Origin of the sequence: Micromonospora pattaloongensis (assembly GCF_900107255.1) — a bacterium.
In the GTDB taxonomy this organism is placed as follows: Bacteria; Actinomycetota; Actinomycetes; order Mycobacteriales; family Micromonosporaceae; genus Micromonospora_I; species Micromonospora_I pattaloongensis.
On record NZ_FNPH01000002.1, the window covers coordinates 675153 to 690851 of the forward strand.

General features: G+C 73.5%; 11 protein-coding genes. 2 read left to right on the forward strand and 9 right to left on the reverse strand.

From position 1 onward, the window contains the following. Positions 1-6: 6 nt before the first annotated feature. The 7 genes from BLW47_RS09005 to ftsY all read right to left on the reverse strand — a co-directional run bounded on the left by BLW47_RS09005 (position 7) and on the right by ftsY (position 8635). Positions 7-585: a Uma2 family endonuclease gene (locus BLW47_RS09005; RefSeq protein ID WP_091554262.1), complete on the reverse strand. Its 579-nt coding sequence runs from the start codon at positions 583-585 to the stop codon at positions 7-9. A 42-nt stretch (positions 586-627) separates the two neighbouring features. Then, the gene (ffh, locus tag BLW47_RS09010; protein WP_091554267.1) at positions 628-2181 is read right to left on the reverse strand and encodes a signal recognition particle protein; all 1554 of its coding nucleotides are present in this window, start codon (positions 2179-2181) and stop codon (positions 628-630) included. A gap of 154 nt (positions 2182-2335) precedes the next feature. Further along, the gene (locus BLW47_RS09015; RefSeq protein ID WP_091554270.1) at positions 2336-4627 is read right to left on the reverse strand and encodes a [protein-PII] uridylyltransferase; all 2292 of its coding nucleotides are present in this window, start codon (positions 4625-4627) and stop codon (positions 2336-2338) included. Between the two features lie 11 nt (positions 4628-4638). Further along, positions 4639-4977 carry a P-II family nitrogen regulator gene (locus BLW47_RS09020; protein ID WP_175543567.1) on the reverse strand — a complete coding sequence of 113 codons (339 nt, stop codon included), beginning with the start codon at positions 4975-4977 and terminating at the stop codon, positions 4639-4641. A 24-nt stretch (positions 4978-5001) separates the two neighbouring features. Beyond that, positions 5002-6396: an ammonium transporter gene (locus tag BLW47_RS09025; RefSeq protein WP_091554277.1), complete on the reverse strand. Its 1395-nt coding sequence runs from the start codon at positions 6394-6396 to the stop codon at positions 5002-5004. 163 nt (positions 6397-6559) lie between these two features. Beyond that, positions 6560-7390, reverse strand: coding sequence for an aminoglycoside phosphotransferase family protein (locus BLW47_RS09030; RefSeq protein WP_175543552.1), 831 nt, complete (start codon positions 7388-7390; stop codon positions 6560-6562). 6 nt (positions 7391-7396) lie between these two features. Continuing rightward, a complete protein-coding gene (gene ftsY / locus BLW47_RS09035) occupies positions 7397-8635 on the reverse strand; it encodes a signal recognition particle-docking protein FtsY (protein ID WP_091554284.1) in 1239 nt (412 codons plus the stop codon). Positions 8636-8789: 154 nt separating this feature from the next. On the opposite strand from ftsY, the gene BLW47_RS09040 reads away from it, so the two are divergent. Continuing rightward, positions 8790-10493 carry an alkaline phosphatase D family protein gene (locus BLW47_RS09040; RefSeq protein ID WP_091554288.1) on the forward strand — a complete coding sequence of 568 codons (1704 nt, stop codon included), beginning with the start codon at positions 8790-8792 and terminating at the stop codon, positions 10491-10493. A gap of 55 nt (positions 10494-10548) precedes the next feature. Next, the gene (locus BLW47_RS09045; protein ID WP_091554292.1) at positions 10549-11073 is read left to right on the forward strand and encodes a DinB family protein; all 525 of its coding nucleotides are present in this window, start codon (positions 10549-10551) and stop codon (positions 11071-11073) included. Positions 11074-11197: 124 nt separating this feature from the next. On the opposite strand, the gene BLW47_RS09050 is transcribed toward BLW47_RS09045, so the two are convergent. Beyond that, positions 11198-11818 (reverse strand): HAD-IA family hydrolase, encoded by a 621-nt coding sequence (locus BLW47_RS09050; RefSeq protein ID WP_091554296.1) that lies wholly within the window; start codon positions 11816-11818, stop codon positions 11198-11200. Then, the gene (smc, locus tag BLW47_RS09055; RefSeq protein WP_091554300.1) at positions 11818-15399 is read right to left on the reverse strand and encodes a chromosome segregation protein SMC; all 3582 of its coding nucleotides are present in this window, start codon (positions 15397-15399) and stop codon (positions 11818-11820) included. Before smc ends, BLW47_RS09050 begins: the two co-directional genes overlap by 1 nt. Positions 15400-15699 lie beyond the last annotated feature (300 nt).

Consider the following 15699-nt stretch of genomic DNA (forward strand, 5'->3'; position numbering starts at 1 on the left):
ACCGCATCACGCCCCGCGACGCTCGCGCAGCCCCGCCCACCGCGTCGTGAGCGCGGGCAGGTCGATCGTCACCTTCCACGGCCGCTCGGTCGTGAAGACATCGTCGGTGTGGACGCCCACCTCGTATTCGCCGTTCGCGCCGAGGAGCATCTCGGTAAGCGTCATCCGCTCGTGCAGCGGATCGACCACCCAGTACGTCGCGACGCCGGCATGGGCGTAGACCCGCGCCTTGTCGTACATGTCCCGGAAGGTCGACTCCGGCGAGACGACCTCGACGGCGAGGATCGCGTCCTCGACCGGCACGGGGCTCCGGTCGACGCGGTCGGGACGCAACGCGACCACGTCCGGTCGCGGCTCGTTACGCCGGTTGACCTTCATCGACAGGTCGAGGCTGACCACGTACTCCGGCGGACAGTTCGCGCGGAGCGCGAGCAGGATCTCCACGCACAGGTCCTGGTGCAGGTGGGTCGGCGACGGCACGATCAACCTTCCGTTGACCAGTTCGTACCGGAGGTCGTTCGGCAGCTCGCCGAGGTCGTCGACCGTCCACTCCCGCCGCTCCGGCCGCAGGGGCGCCGCGGTCATGGTTCCTCCTCCGGTGGTCGCCGCCACCCTATCGATGAGAGCCTACTTCCCGCCGTCCCGCTTGGTCAGCTTGTTGAAGTCGAGCTTCGGCAGCTTGAACCCCGGCGGCAAGCCGTCGCCGCCCTGCAGGGCGGACGGGTCGAGCCCCGGCGGAAGCTGCGGCATCCCGCCCGGGAATCCGGCGGGCATGCCGCCGGCGGGACCGCCGACCCGCTGCCGCCCGCCGCCCTTGGCGCCCTTCCGCTTGTTCTTCGGGGACTTGGTCGCCTTCCGCCGGCTGCCGGGCAGGCCCATCATGCCGCCCATCTGCTTCATCATCTTCTGCGCGTCCGCGAACCGGTTGAGCAGCTGGTTCACGTCCATCACGGTGACCCCGGAGCCGTTGGCGATGCGCGCCCGGCGGGAGCCGTTGATGATCTTCGGGTTGGTCCGCTCGCCCGGCGTCATGCCGCGGATGATCGCGGCGACCTTGTCGAGGTGCTTGTCGTCGACCTCGGCCAACTGGTCCTTCATCTGACCCATGCCGGGCATCATCGCCAGCACGTTGGCGATCGGGCCCATCCGGCGCACCGCCATCAGCTGCTCGAGGAAGTCCTCCAGCGTGAACTGCTCCCCGCCCATCAGCTTGGCGGTCATCTTCTCCTTCTGATCGGCGTCGAAGGCCTGCTCGGCCTGCTCGATCAGAGTGAGGACGTCGCCCATGCCGAGGATGCGGCTCGCCATCCGGTCCGGGTGGAAGACGTCGAAGTCCTCCAGCTTCTCGCCGGTGGACGCGAAGAGGATGGGCTGCCCGGTGACGTGCCGGACCGAGAGCGCGGCGCCACCGCGGGCGTCGCCGTCGAGCTTGGACAGGACCACACCGGTGATCCCGACACCGTCGCGGAACGCCTCGGCGGTGGTGACCGCGTCCTGACCGACCATCGCGTCGATGACGAAGATGACCTCGTCGGGGTCGACGGCGTCGCGGATGTTCGCGGCCTGCGCCATCATCTCGGCGTCGATGCCGAGCCGGCCGGCGGTGTCGACGATCACGATGTCCCGGGCGGCGCGCTTGGCGTGCTCGATCGACGCCTCGGCCACCCGGACCGGGTCGCCGACGCCGTTGCCGGGCTCGGGCGCGTACACCTCGACGCCGGCGCGACCGCCCAGCACCTGGAGCTGGTTGACGGCGTTGGGGCGCTGGAGGTCGGCGGCGACCAGCAGCGGCTGGTGGCCCTGGGCCTTCAGCCAGCGGGCCAGCTTGCCGGCGAGGGTGGTCTTACCGGAACCCTGCAGACCGGCGAGCATGATCACGGTCGGGGGCTGCTTGGCGAACTGCAGCCGGCGCCCCTCGCCGCCGAGGATGCCGACGAGCTCCTCATGGACGATCTTGATGACCTGCTGCGCCGGGTTGAGCGCCTGCGACACCTCGGCGCCGCGCGCCCGCTCCTTGAGGCTGGCGATGAAGGTCTTCACCACCGGCAGCGCGACGTCGGCCTCCAACAGGGCGAGCCGGATCTCACGCGCGGTCGCGTCGATGTCGGCGTCGGTGAGCCGGCCCTTGCCGCGGAGCTTGCCGAAGATCCCCGTCAGGCGGTCACTCAAGGTGTCAAACACGGCGTAACATCCCGTTTGTCAGAATTGCGGCGGGCAGTACGTGGCCGGCGGTCGCACTCCCGGCCGTGGCAAGGGTATCCGGCCGTTCACCTCAACGCCCGATCCGGCCGATCGGTTCCTGACCGGCCCACCCCGACCGCCCCCGACGGACAGGTCACACGGCGGCGAGGACGGCGGCCTCCAGGCGTTCGCGTTCGGGATCGGACGGGGCGGCCCCGACGAGGTAGAAGGCGTCCACCACGTCCCCGCCGAGGGTCGAGATCCGCGCGGCCCGCACCTGGGCGCCGGCCGCGTCGAGCGCGCTGGCGACCCGGTAGAGCAGCCCGGCGGAGTCCGCCGCGCGCAGCTCCAGCACCACCGCGTCGGTGGCGGCGCCACGGTGCCACACCACCCGGGGCGCGGCGCCGGGGCGGCCCGCCGCGAGCGCGCGTCCGCGCAGCCGTTGGGTCACGGAGACGTCGCCGGCGACCGCGCGCCGCAGGTCCGCCGCGAGCGCGACCGTGTCCGGCGGCGTGCCGTAGCGCGGCTGCACCCGGAACTCCACCAGCGCCCGCCCCTCGACCGTGGACGCGTCCGCGCCGACCACGTCGAGCCGGTGCAGGGCGAGGCAGCCGGCGACCGCGGCGAGCAGGCCGCGCCGGTCCGCCGCGGCCACCGCCACCCGGTCCCCGTCGATGTGCACCGCCGGCAGCGCGCCCGCGACCAGCGCCGGATCGGGGACCGGCGGGGCGGGCAGCACGCCGGTGTCCAACGCGGTGTGCACCCGGCGCACGAGCTCGGCGATCAGCCGTCCCTTCCACTCCGACCACGCGGCCGGCCCGGTGGCGCGCGCGTCGGCCCGGGCCAGCGCGTGCAGCAGCGCCAACGTGCCGGTGTCGCCGACGGCGTCCGCGACCGCGGCGATCGTCACCGGGTCGCCCAGGTCGCGCCGGGTGGCAACGTCGGGCAGCAGCAGGTGCAGCCGGACAAGCTTCTCGATCACCGCGACGTCGGTGGGCGGCAGCCCGATCCGGGTGGCGATCCCGGCGGCGATCGGGGCGCCGACCGTGCTGTGGTCGGCGCAGACGCCGATCCGGTCGGGGCGCGACGCGTCCGCGCCCGGCAGCCCCTTGCCGACGTCGTGCAGGAACGCCCCGAGCAGCAGCAGGTCGGGCCGGTCCACCTCGCGGGCGTACCCGGTCGCCTCGGCGGCCGCCTGCACCAGGTGCCGGTCGAGGGTGAAGCGGTGCACGGGGTTGTGCTGCGGCCGGCTGCGCATCCGCGGCCACTCCGGAAACCAGCGGTCGACCAGGCCGTACCGGTCGCAGGTTTCCCAGGTGGGCACCAGGCCGGGACCGGCGCCGAGCAGGGCGACCAGCGCGGTGCGGGCCGGCTCGGGCCACGGCGTCGGCAGCGGCGGGCAGTACGCGGCGAGCCACTCGCAGGTGGCCCGCGCGATCGGCAGTCCGGTGGTGGCCGCGGCGGCGGCGACCCGCAGCGACAGGCTCGGGTCGGGCCGGGCGCCGATGGCGGTACGGGCGAGCACCAGCTCGCCGTCGTGCTCGACCACGTCGCGGGCCACCGGGCGCCGCGTCGGACGCCCGGTGCGCCCGCGGCCGGCGCGCAGCCGGTCGGCCGCCCGCCAGGCGTCGTCGAGCGCGTGCGCGACGGTGCGGGCGTCACCGGCGACGCGGCGCAGGAGCGCGTCCCCGTCGTCGAGCCCGAGCAGCGTGGCGACCGCCGCGCGCTCCTGCGCGACCAGCCGGTCCACCCGGCGGCCGACCGCGAGGTGCAGCGCGTCGCGGGTGTCGAGCAGCCGCCGGTGGGCGGCGTGCGCCGCCGGGCGGGTGTCGGCGATCCCGGCGAGCGCGATGGCGCGCAGCAGCCCGACGTCCCGCAGGCCGCCGGCCGCCTCCTTGAGGTCGCCCTCCAGCAGGAACGCCAGCTCGCCGTGGGCCCGCCAGCGCGCCGCGGTGACCTCGCGCAGCCGCGGCAGCTGGCGCAGCGCGGTACGCCGCCACTGTTCGGTCGCGGCGGCGCGCAGCTGCCCGGACAGCTCCCGGTCGCCCGCGACGTGCCGGGCGTCGAGCAGGCCGAGCGTCACCTTGACGTCGTCGTGCGCGACCGACAGCGCCTCGGGCAGGGTCCGCACCGAGTGGTCCAGCCCGAGCCGCGCATCCCAGATCGGATACCAGAGCTTCGCGGCGAGCTCGTCCATGCCGGGCACCCCGGCGTGCAGCAGCACCAGGTCGAGGTCGCTGTGCGGCGCGCACTCCCGCCGTCCCAGCCCCCCGACCGCGACCAGCGCGACGCCACCCTCGGGCCGGTCCGGCATCAACCCGCCGAGCCACCGGTCGAGCGCCGCGGCCCGGTCCGCCCGCGCCGCCGGGCCGATCCCTGGCTCCCCGTCGATCAAGGGGCCGGCGGGCGCGTTCCCGGCCTCGCGCGCCGCCGACCCCTTGATCATCCGTACCTCGCTCAGAGCGCGTCGAGGCCGCGCTCGCCGGTGCGGACCCGGACCACGTCCTCCACGGCCGTGACCCACACCTTCCCGTCACCGATCTTGCCGGTCCGGGCCGCGGTCACCACCGCGTCCACGACCTTGTCGACGTCGATCTCGTCGATCAGCACCTCGACCCGGATCTTCGGCAGGAACTCCACCGTGTACTCGGCACCCCGGTAGACCTCGGTGTGCCCCTTCTGGCGGCCGTAGCCCTGGACCTCGCTCACGGTCAGGCCGGCCACGCCGAGGGCGTGCAGCGCGTCCTTCACCGCGTCGAGCTGGTACGGCTTGATGACCGCGGTCACCAGCTTCATCTTCAACCCCTCCATCAGGGAACGTTAACCGGCGACCTTCTCGTTGACCGGCGCGGCGGGCGCGCCCGCGGCCGGAGTCTTCCCGGGCGAGCCGAGGCCCGCCATCGCGAACGCGCCGCCCCCGCCGGTGGCCGGCGAGAAGTCGTACGCGGTCTCCGCGTGCTCCGCGACGTCGATGCCGTTGACCTCGTCCTCCGCGTCGGCGCGGAACCCGATCGTCTTCTGGATCACGAAGCCGAGGACCCAGGCCACCCCGAACGACCAGACGGTGACGAGCAGACCGGCCAGCAGCTGGCGGCCGAACTGGGTGAGGCCGCCGCCGTAGAACAGCCCGTTCGACGCCCCGATCACCTCCGAGATCGCGCTGTTGACCTTCGTGGTGGCGAAGAGGCCGAGCCAGAGCGAGCCGATCCAGCCGCCGACGAAGTGCACGCCGACCACGTCGAGCGAGTCGTCGTACCCGAGCTTGTACTTCAGGCTGACCGCCAGCGCGCAGACCGCGCCGGCGACCAGGCCGAGCAGCACCGCCGACCACGGCTCGATGAAACCGCACGCCGGGGTGATCGCCACCAGGCCGGCGACCGCGCCGGAGGACGCGCCGACCATGGTCGGCTTACCGCTCTTGATCCACTCGACGACGATCCAGCCGAGCACCGCCGCCGCGGTCGCGACCTGGGTGTTGATGAAGGCCAGGCCGGCGACGCCGTCGACGGTCAGCTCGGACCCCGCGTTGAAGCCGAACCACCCGAACCAGAGCAGGCCCGCGCCGAGCGCCACCATCGGCACGTTGTGCGGCTTCATCTGCTCCTTCGGCCAGCCGACCCGCTTGCCGAGCACCAGTACCAGGCCGAGCGCCGCGGCACCGGCGTTGATGTGCACGGCGGTGCCGCCGGCAAAGTCCAGCGCGTGCAGCTTGGCGCCGATCAGGCCGCCGCCCCAGACCATGTGCGCCACCGGGAAGTAGACCAGCGTGGCCCAGCCGAACGCGAAGAGCAGCCAGCCGGCGAACTTGGCCCGGTCGGAGACCGCGCCGCTGATCAGGGCGACGGTGATCACCGCGAACATCATCTGGAACGCCATGAAGACGTAGAGCGGGACCCCGATGCCGCTCGGGTTCTCCGCGGTGGCCCCCCACAGGTCGGTCTCGGCGAGGTACGTGCGGTGGCCGAGGTACTGCCCCAGATCCCCCCAGACGCCGTTGACGTCCGACCCGAAGGCGACCGTGAAGCCGTAGAGCAACCACAGGATCGAGATCAGCCCGATCGCCGAGAAGCTCATCATCATCATGTTCAGAACGCCCTTGGACCGGTTCAGGCCACCGTAGAACAGTGCCAGACCCGGCGTCATGAGCAGCACGAGCGCGGTCGAGACCAGCAACCACACGGTGTTGCCGGAGTCGATCGTCGGTGCGTCAGGCACGCTGGCCTCCCTTTGGTGAGTCTCTTCGACACCCGATGCGGCGAAGCCTTCCCGTGGCCTGTTTCCGGCAGCGGTTCGACGCTGTTTCGGCGCGGTCACGGGTTGTTTCGGACGTGTGAAGAAACCCTCACGGGCCGTTAAAACGGACACCGAGGGAGAAAGATCAGAGGAGCGCCTGCTCCAGAATGTTCCGCTCGTAGTCGAGCAATCGCAGGTCGCGCATCGGCCGACGCAGATGGCCCTTGTGCACGATCCGGACGAACGCCGGATCGCCGGCCGCCGCCATCCGGCGGATCCCCTCCACGTGGTCGACGACCCGCTTGCGGATCGTGCGCACCAGCCGGTGCCGGTCCCGCGGGATCAGCCCGTACGCGTCGGCGAAGAGCCGCAGCCGGCGCGGCCGGTCCGGCCGCTTCCAGCCGAGCGTGTAGGAGTCCCGGTCGGAGAAGAGCGGCACCCAGGTCCACGCCGCGTACGCCACGTCGTAGATCCGGGCGCCCGGCGAGCAGAGGTCGAAGTCGATCAGGGCCAGCGTCCCGTCCGGCCGCCAGATGACGTTGTGCGGGGCGGCGTCGTGGTGGCAGATCACCTCGGTGTCCGGCGGCGGCGGCCCGAACGAGCGCCACACCGCCCCCGGCGGCGGCTGGAAGCCGTACTGGGCGTCGTGGAACATCCGCAGCATCGTCGCGACCGTCACGAGCGCCTCGTCGGTGACCCAGTGCGGGGCCAGCGGGTACTCGCCGCACTCCCCCTCCAGGTACGACAGCACCTCGCGGTTGCGCTCGTCCATGCCGTACGCCCGCGGCGACCCGGTGAACCCGACGTACTCGAGGTGGCGCAGCAGCGCGTGCACGGACGGCGTCCACGGCCCGGCGTTGCGCCGGACCGTGTCCCCCACCCGCACCACGGTGCTGACGTTGCCACCGCGGAGCGGGATCTCCTGCTGGGTCACGTACGGTCTCCCGAGGCGTGGCGCCTGATCGCGGTATGTCACCCGAGGCTACGCATCCGTTCCGAGCGGCTCGACCCCGAGCAGGGCGTCGACGAACTGCACCGGGTCGAAGGGGGCGAGGTCGTCCGGGCCCTCGCCGAGCCCGACCAGCTTGACCGGGATGCCGAGCTTGCGCTGCACGGCGATCACGATCCCGCCCTTGGCGGTCCCGTCCAGCTTGGTCAGCACCACGCCCGTCACATCGACCACCTCGGTGAAGACCCGGGCCTGCTCCAGGCCGTTCTGGCCGGTCGTGGCGTCGAGCACCAGCAGCGTCTCGTCGACCGGGCCGTGCTTCTCCACGACCCGCTTGACCTTGCCGAGCTCGTCCATCAGGCCGATCTTGTTCTGCAGCCGGCCGGCGGTGTCCACCAGCACGGTGTCCACGCCGACGTCGATCCCCCGCCGCACCGCGTCGAACGCGACGCTCGCCGGGTCCGCGCCCTCCGGCCCGCGCACCACCTCCGCGCCGACCCGGCCGCCCCAGGTGGCGAGCTGGTCGGCGGCGGCGGCCCGGAACGTGTCGGCCGCGCCGAGCAGCACGCTGCGCCCGTCCGCGACGAGCACGCGGGCGATCTTGCCGCACGTGGTGGTCTTGCCGGCGCCGTTCACCCCGACCACGAGGATCACCGCCGGGTTGCCGGTCGCGCCGGTGGTGCGCAGCGAGCGGTCCAGCTCAGGGCTCAGCGCGCTCACCAGCTCCTCGGCGAGCAGCGCCCGCAGCCCGCTCGCGGTACGGGTGCCCAGCACCCGGGTGCGCTCCCGCAGCCGGTCGACGATCTCGCGGGTCGCCTCCACCCCGACGTCGGCGGTGATCAGGCTGTCCTCGATCTCCTCCCAGGCGTCCTCGTCGAGGTGGTCGCGGGAGAGCAGACCGAGCAGCCCCTTGCCGAAGACGTTCTGCGACCGGGAGAGCCGGGCCCGCAGCCGGACGAGCCGTCCGGCCGTCGGCTCGGGGCGCTCGATCACCGGCGGCAGCACGACCTCGGGGCGTTCCAGCACCTCGGGCTCGATGACCTCGGGCACCACCACCTCGGGGGCGGCCACCTCCGGCGTCACCACGTCCGGCGCGCGCGCCGGCGGCGGCTCCGCGACGATCACCCCGGTCGGGCGCTGCGGCTCCTCCACCGGCGGGGCCGGTCGGGCCGGCGGCCGCGGTGGGCGACGCAGCCGGGGCACCATCAGACCCACGGCGCCGAGCACCAGCACGCCCAGCAGGACCAGAGCGGCCACGAGGTAATCCGTCATGCGGGAAATCCTGACAGATGCCCGTCCGGGCGTCCCGCCCACCGCACCGATCGCGCGGCGAACGTCACGGGTAGCCGTGGGACGCTGCGGGTAGAGAAGATGGGCTCACCCCTCACCCCTCGGAGGTCGGTCATGCCCGCGGCTGGTCACGCCCGTGCACGCTGAACTATTGATCGGCCCGGTCCTGCGCCGCGTCGTCGGGACCCGCGCCACCATCTGGGTCGAGACGAGCGCGCCGACGGTGGTCGAGGTGCGCGCCGTCGGCGGCGGCCACGGCAGCGCGCCGACGTTCACCGCGTTCGACCACCACTACGCGCTCGTGGTGGTGGACGGACTCGCGCCGGGGACGGCGGCGGCGTACGAGGTGCTGCTCGACGGCGAGCGGGTCTGGCCGTTGCCGGACTCGCCGTACCCGGTCAGTGTCATCCGCACCCGGGCCGCCGACGACCGCGACCAACCGGTCCGGCTCGTCTTCGGCTCCTGCCGCGAGGCCACCCCGCGCGCCTCCGCCCGTCGACTGCCCCCCGACGCGCTCGACGCGTACGCCCGCCGGCTGATGGCGCTCGACGGCGACGACCCGGCCTGGCCCGATCAACTCGTGCTCCTCGGCGACCAGGTGTACGCGGACGAGACCTCGCCGAAGGTGCGCCGCTTCCTGCGCCGCCGCCGGCGTCGCCCCGTCGACGCCCCGGTCGACCAGGTCGTCACGTTCAACGAGTACACCGCGCTCTACCTCGAATCGTGGCGCGACCCCGAGATCCGGTGGCTCTTCTCGACCGTGCCGAGCGTCATGATCTTCGACGACCACGAGGTGATCGACGACTGGAACACCTCGGCGTCGTGGCGGACGGACGCGCGCCGGCAGCCGTGGTGGGCGGAGCGGATCGCCAGCGGCCTCGCCTCGTACTGGGTCTACCAGCACCTCGGCAACCTGCACCCGGATCAGATCGCGGCCGACCCGGTCTACGCCAAGGTGATCGCCGCGGAGGACGCGACCGCGGTGCTGCGCGAGTTCGGCGCACGGGTCGACCAGGAAGCTGACGTGGCGCACGACCACGAGCAGTGGCGGACGCGGCAGTACCAGTGGAGCTACGCGCTCGACATCGGGCGGACCCGGCTGGTCGTCCTCGACAACCGGTGCAGCCGGGTGCTCCAGCCGGGACGGAGGGCGATGCTGCCGCCCGCCGAGTGGAGTTGGTTCCTCGACCAGGCGCACGGCGAGTACGAGCACCTGGTGGTCGGGGCGTCGCTGCCCTGGCTGATGCCCCCGGGCATCCACTACCTGGAGGCGTGGAACGAACTGCTGGCCGAGTCCCCGCGGCGCTGGGTGGCGGGGTTCTCCGAATGGCTGCGGCGCGGGCTCGACCTGGAGCACTGGGCGGCGTTCCAGCGCTCGTTCACCGCGCTGGGCACGCTCTTCGCCCGGATCGGGACGGGCGACGGGGACGGCGCCGGTCGGCGGGTCGGCGCCGGGCCGGCGTACGGGGCCCCGGCCTCGATCAGTGTCCTGTCGGGGGACGTGCACCACTCGTACGTGGCGCGGGCGCGCTTCGCCGAGGACGTACCCACCCCCGTGCACCAGCTGACCTGCTCACCGTTCCACAACCAGGTGCCGGCCGTGCTGCGGCCGCTGATGCGGCTCGGGTGGGCCCGGATTCCCACCGCGGTGACCCGGGCCATGTCCCGGGCGGCCGGGCTGCCGAGCCCGCGGGTGCGGTGGGGCAAGCTCTCCGGCCCCTTCTTCGGCAACGCGGTGGGCACCCTGGTGCACGCGGGCCGCAAGGCGGAGGTCGTCATCGAGGGGACCGCGAAGGGCGGGGACCTGCGCCCCGTCGCCCACGCCCGCCTCACCGAATGATCATTGGGGGCGAAAAGGGGCGGCGTCGCGGGCGGGGGATCGAGATGATGGATCGATGACATGGACCGCCCCTGACATCACCCGGATCGACGTGCCGACCGCCGCCGGCGAGCGCGACATGCTCGAAGGCTGGCTCGACTTCCACCGGCAGACACTGTTGGCCAAATGCGCGGGCCTGACCGTCGAGCAGCTCAGAACAGCCAGCGTCGCGCCGTCGACCCTGACGCTGCTCGGCCTGGTCCGGCACATGGCCGACGTCGAGCGCTGGTGGTTTCGCAAGAACTTCGCCGGCGAACCGCTCGACGACCTGTACGCCACGGAGGCCGACCCCGACGCCGACTTCAACGGCGTCGCCGACGCGGACCCCGGCGCCGATTTCGCGGTCTTCGACGCGGAGGTGGCGGCGGCCCGCGCGGCGGCGCACGGCCGGTCCCTGGACGAGACGTTCCGCAGCCTCGCCGGCAAGCGGCGGGAGCTCAACCTGCGCTGGGTCTACACCCACATGATCGAGGAGTACGCCCGCCACAACGGCCACGCCGACCTGCTTCGCGAACGCATCGACGGCGTCACCGGCACCTGACCCCGCCGCCACCACCACCCGCCCGTCGATCTTGCAGTTGTGGCCGCCGAATCGCCCCGTTGTGCCCCGTTTTGGGACGGCCAGAACTGCAAGATCGCCGGGGTTCGGGGGTTCGGGGGTTCGGTCAGGCGGTGAAGGCGGCGCGGAGGTATGTGAGGTCGTGGGGGCCGGTCCAGCGGTGCGCGGAAAGGCCCGCGGCGCGGGCGCCGCGCACCGTCCGGTCATCGTCGTCGACGAAGAGCACCTGCTTCGGCAGCGCCCCGACCGCCCGGCACGCCTCGTGGAAGTAGTCCTTCGCCGGCTTGTGCACCCCGACAACGGACGAGTTGATCACGACGTCGAGCTCGTCGACGAGGTTGAGCGCGGCCAGGTCGGCGTCGAGCAGGTCGGTCGCGTTGGTGGCCAGGCCGACCCGGACGCCGCCCGCACGCAGCTCCCGAATGAAGCCGAGCACGTCGGGGTCGACCGCGCCCCGGTCCCGCTCCCACTCCTCGACCGCGACGCGCGCCCGCTCCGGGTCGCCGGTCTGCTCGGCGAGCGCGCGCGTCACCTCGGCCATCCACTCGGCGTGGCTGATCTGCCCGGTGAGCGCGGGCTGCGCCCGCGACCACTCCAACGCGGTGCGCAGCAGCGAGCCCTCCGGCAGCCCGTGCCGGCGCTCCACGCCGGCGGTCAGCTCCGGATCCCAGTGCCGCAGCACGCCGTCGAAGTCGATGAGCAACGCCGTCGGGCGCTCCCGCTGCATCAGTCCTCCCCGTCCCGGTTGAGGCGCTGGCTGATCACCTGCGTCACGCCCTGGCGCATGGTCACGCCGTACAGCGCGTCCGCCACCTCCATGGTGCGCTTCTGGTGCGTGATCACGATGAGCTGACTCTTCTCCCGCAGCTGGGCGAGCAGGGTGATCAGGCGGCCCAGGTTCACGTCGTCGAGCGCGGCCTCCACCTCGTCCATGATGTAGAACGGGCTGGGGCGGGCGCGGAAGATCGCCACGAGCATCGCGACCGCGGTCAGCGACCGCTCGCCGCCGGAGAGCAGTGACAGCCGCTTGATCTTCTTCCCCGGCGGGCGCGCCTCGACCTCGACGCCGGTGGTCAGCAGGTCCTCCGGGTCGGTGAGCACCAGGCGCCCCTCGCCGCCGGGGAAGAGCACCTTGAAGACCTCCTGGAACTCCCGCGCCGTGTCCTCGAACGCGCTGGCGAAGACCTCCAGAATCCGGTCGTCGACGTCCTTGACGACGGTGAGCAGGTCGCGCCGGGTGGCCTTGAGGTCCTCCAGCTGGTCGGAGAGGAACTTGAAGCGCTCCTCCAGCGCGGCGAACTCCTCCAGCGCCAGCGGGTTCACCTTGCCCAGCAGCGCCAGCTCCCGCTCGGCCCGGCCGGCCCGCTTCTCCTGCGTCGCCCGGTCGTACGGCACCGGCTCGGGCTCCGGCTTGCCGTCGGCGGCCGCGGCGGTCACCTGCGCCTGGGTCGGCGGGACGAGCTGCTGCGGCCCGTACTCGGCGATCAGCGTCTCGACGTCGAGCGCGAAGTCCTCGGCGGCCTTGGCCTCCAGCTGCTCGATGCGCATCCGCTGCTCGGCGCGGGCCACCTCGTCGCGGTGCACCTCGTTGGTGAGCCGCTCCAGGTCGGCGCCGAGCCGCTTGGCCGCCGCGCGTACCTCCTGCAGCTCGGCCTCCCGCGCGGACCGCGCCAGGGCGATCTCGTCCCGGGTCTGCTCGGCCGCGGCCAGGGAGCGGGCGAGCCGGGTCTGCGCGGCGCGGGCGCCCAGCTCGACGGCGCGGGCGATCGCCGCGCCCCGGGCGCGGGCGGCCTTGCGGGCCGCCGCCCGCTCGCGGGCGGCCCGCTCCGCGGCGGCCTGCCGCAGCAGCGAGTCGGCGCGCCCGGCGATGGAGGCGACCCGCTCCTCCGCGGTGCGCACCGCGAGGCGCACCTCCATCTCGTTCTGCCGGGCCTGCGGCAACGCCGCGGCCAGCATGTCCCGTTCCTCCGTCGACGGGTCCTCGTCGATCGGGGTCGATTCGGCCAGGAGCAGCCGCTCCTCCAGCTCCTCCAGCCCGGCGAGGTCGCGGTCGCGCGCCTCCTCGGCGCGGGCCCGCGACGCCGCGAGCCGCTCGGTCTCAGCCTTCGCCGACCGGGCCGCGGCGCCGAGCTCGGCCAGCCGCCGCGCGGCGGCGTTGCGCTCGCCCTCGGCGGCGCGCTTCGCGGCGGCGGCCACCGAGACCGCGTCCTTGCGGGTCGCCACCTCGGCGCGGGCGGCGGCGAGCTGCTCGCGCAGCTCGGCGATCGTGCCCTCGGCGGCGAGCCGGTTGGTCCGCGCCTCCTCCACCGCGGCCTGGACCTCGATGAAGCTCGGGGCCTTGCCCGACCCGCCGGCCGCGGCGTACGCGCCGACCACGTCGCCGTCGGGGGTGACCGCGCGCAGCTCCGGGTTCGCGGCCACCGCGCGGGCCGCCGCCTCCAGATCGTCCACGAGTACGACGTCCCGGAGCGCGCGGTGCACCGCCGGCCGCACGTCGTCGCGGCACTGGATCACGTCCGGCGCCCACTTCGCGCCGGCTGGCAGCGCCGGGCGGAGCGCGTCGAGTGACCCGATCATCCCCGGGCCGTCCGGGCTGCCCACGATCAGGCTGGCCCGTCCGGCATCCTGGATCTTGAGCAGCCGCATCGCCTCGGCCGCCTCGTCGACGCCGGCGACCGCGACCGCGTCGGCCAGCGCGCCGAGGGCGGCGGCGAGCGCCGCCTCGTGTCCGGGTTCGACGGTGAGCATCGCCGACAGGCTGCCGAGCAGCCCCGGCACCTCGTCGGCCCGGGCCAGCAGCGCGCCCGCGCCGTCCTTGCGGCGCAGCCCCATCGCGAGCGCTTCCTCGCGCGCCTTCCAGGTGGCGGCGTCCTTCTCCGCCTTGCGCTCGGCGTCGGAGAGCTCCCGCACCAGGGCGGCGGCCGTGTCGTGGGCCGCGACGGCCTCGGCGTGCCGCGCGTCGAGGTCGGCGTTGTCCCGGTCCGCCTCGGTGGACTGCTCGGCCACCGCGTCCAACTCGGCCTGCGCCTTCGCGGCGCGCGCCTCGGCGTCGGCGTGCGCCGCGGCGAGCCGCTGGATCTCCTCGGCGGCGCTGGTCGTCCGCGCCCGCGCGGAGTTGACCTGGCCGGTCAGCTTCGCCAGCCCCTCACGCCGGTCGGCGATCGCCTTCGCGGCCACGACCAGCGCCCGCTCCGCGGCCGCGAGCTGGCGTTCGAGCTCCTGCCGGCCCTCCACGGCCTCGGCCAGCCGGATCTGGTCGTCGGTGAGCGCGGCCCGCAGCTCCTCCTCGTGCTCGCGGACCTTCTCCGCCTCGGCCGCCAGCTGCTCGGGATCGCGCCCCGGCCGCTCGTCGTCGGGGACCACGGAGAGGTGCCGCAGCCGCTCGCCGGCGAGCTGCTGGGTCGAGCGGAACCGCTCGGTGAGGGCGGAGAGCCGGTACCAGGTGTCCTGGGCGGCGGCGAGCAGCGGCGCGTCCTCGGCCAGCGCCGTCTCCAGCTCCAGCAGCCGCCGCCCGACCTCGCCGTACTCCTGCTCGACCTGCTCGCGCCGCTCGCGCAGCGCCGCCTCGTCGGCGATCTCCTTGTCCAGCGTGGAACGCAGCGTGGCCAGGTCGTCGGCGAGCAGCCGCAGCCGGGCGTCGCGCAGATCGGCCTGGATGCCCTGCGCGCGCCGGGCCACCTCGGCCTGCCGCCCCAGCGGCTTGAGCTGGCGGCGCAGCTCGGCGGTGAGGTCGGTGAGCCGGTTGAGGTTGGTCTGCATCGCGTCGAGCTTGCGCAGCGCCTTTTCCTTGCGCTTGCGGTGCTTCAGAACGCCGGCCGCCTCCTCGATGAAGGAGCGCCGGTCCTCGGGCTTGGCGTGCAGCATGCCGTCCAGCCGGCCCTGCCCGACGATGATGTGCATCTCCCGGCCGATGCCGGAGTCGGAGAGCAGCTCCTGGATGTCGAGCAGCCGGCAGGAGTTGCCGTTGATCTCGTATTCGCTCTCGCCGGAGCGGAACATCCGGCGGGTGATCGACACCTCGGTGTAATCGATCGGCAGCGCGCCGTCGGTGTTGTCGATGGTGAGTGTGACCTCGGCGCGGCCCAGCGGCGCGCGGCCGGCGGTGCCGGCGAAGATCACGTCCTCCATCTTGCCGCCGCGCAGCGCCTTCGCGCCCTGCTCGCCCAGCACCCACGCGATCGCGTCGACGACGTTGGACTTGCCCGAGCCGTTGGGCCCCACCACACAGGTGATGCCCGGCTCCAGCCGCAGCGTCGTCGCGGAGGCGAAGGACTTGAAGCCCTTCACCGTCAGGCTCTTCAGATGCACGTTTTCGATTCCTCGTCCGACGCGACCGTCGGGCTTCGGGCGACCTCGCCGATCTCGGCCGCCGGGCCACAGTCCGGGGCTCGCGCTCGGCGGCCCTGGTCAACCCGCAGGGTAACGCGGAGCAGCGGCGGGACCGGTGCGGCGCGCGCCGGTGAGCCTATCCGATGGCGCGCCGACCGGCGCCGGGCGCGGGGCGTGGGCTGGTGGTCCGGCGCGTTCCGGCGGACCGTGGCCCGCCCGGCCCCGCACAAAAAGCTGCGCGCCGCCACGGATGTGTCGGCGCGCGATCGGTGCGATTCA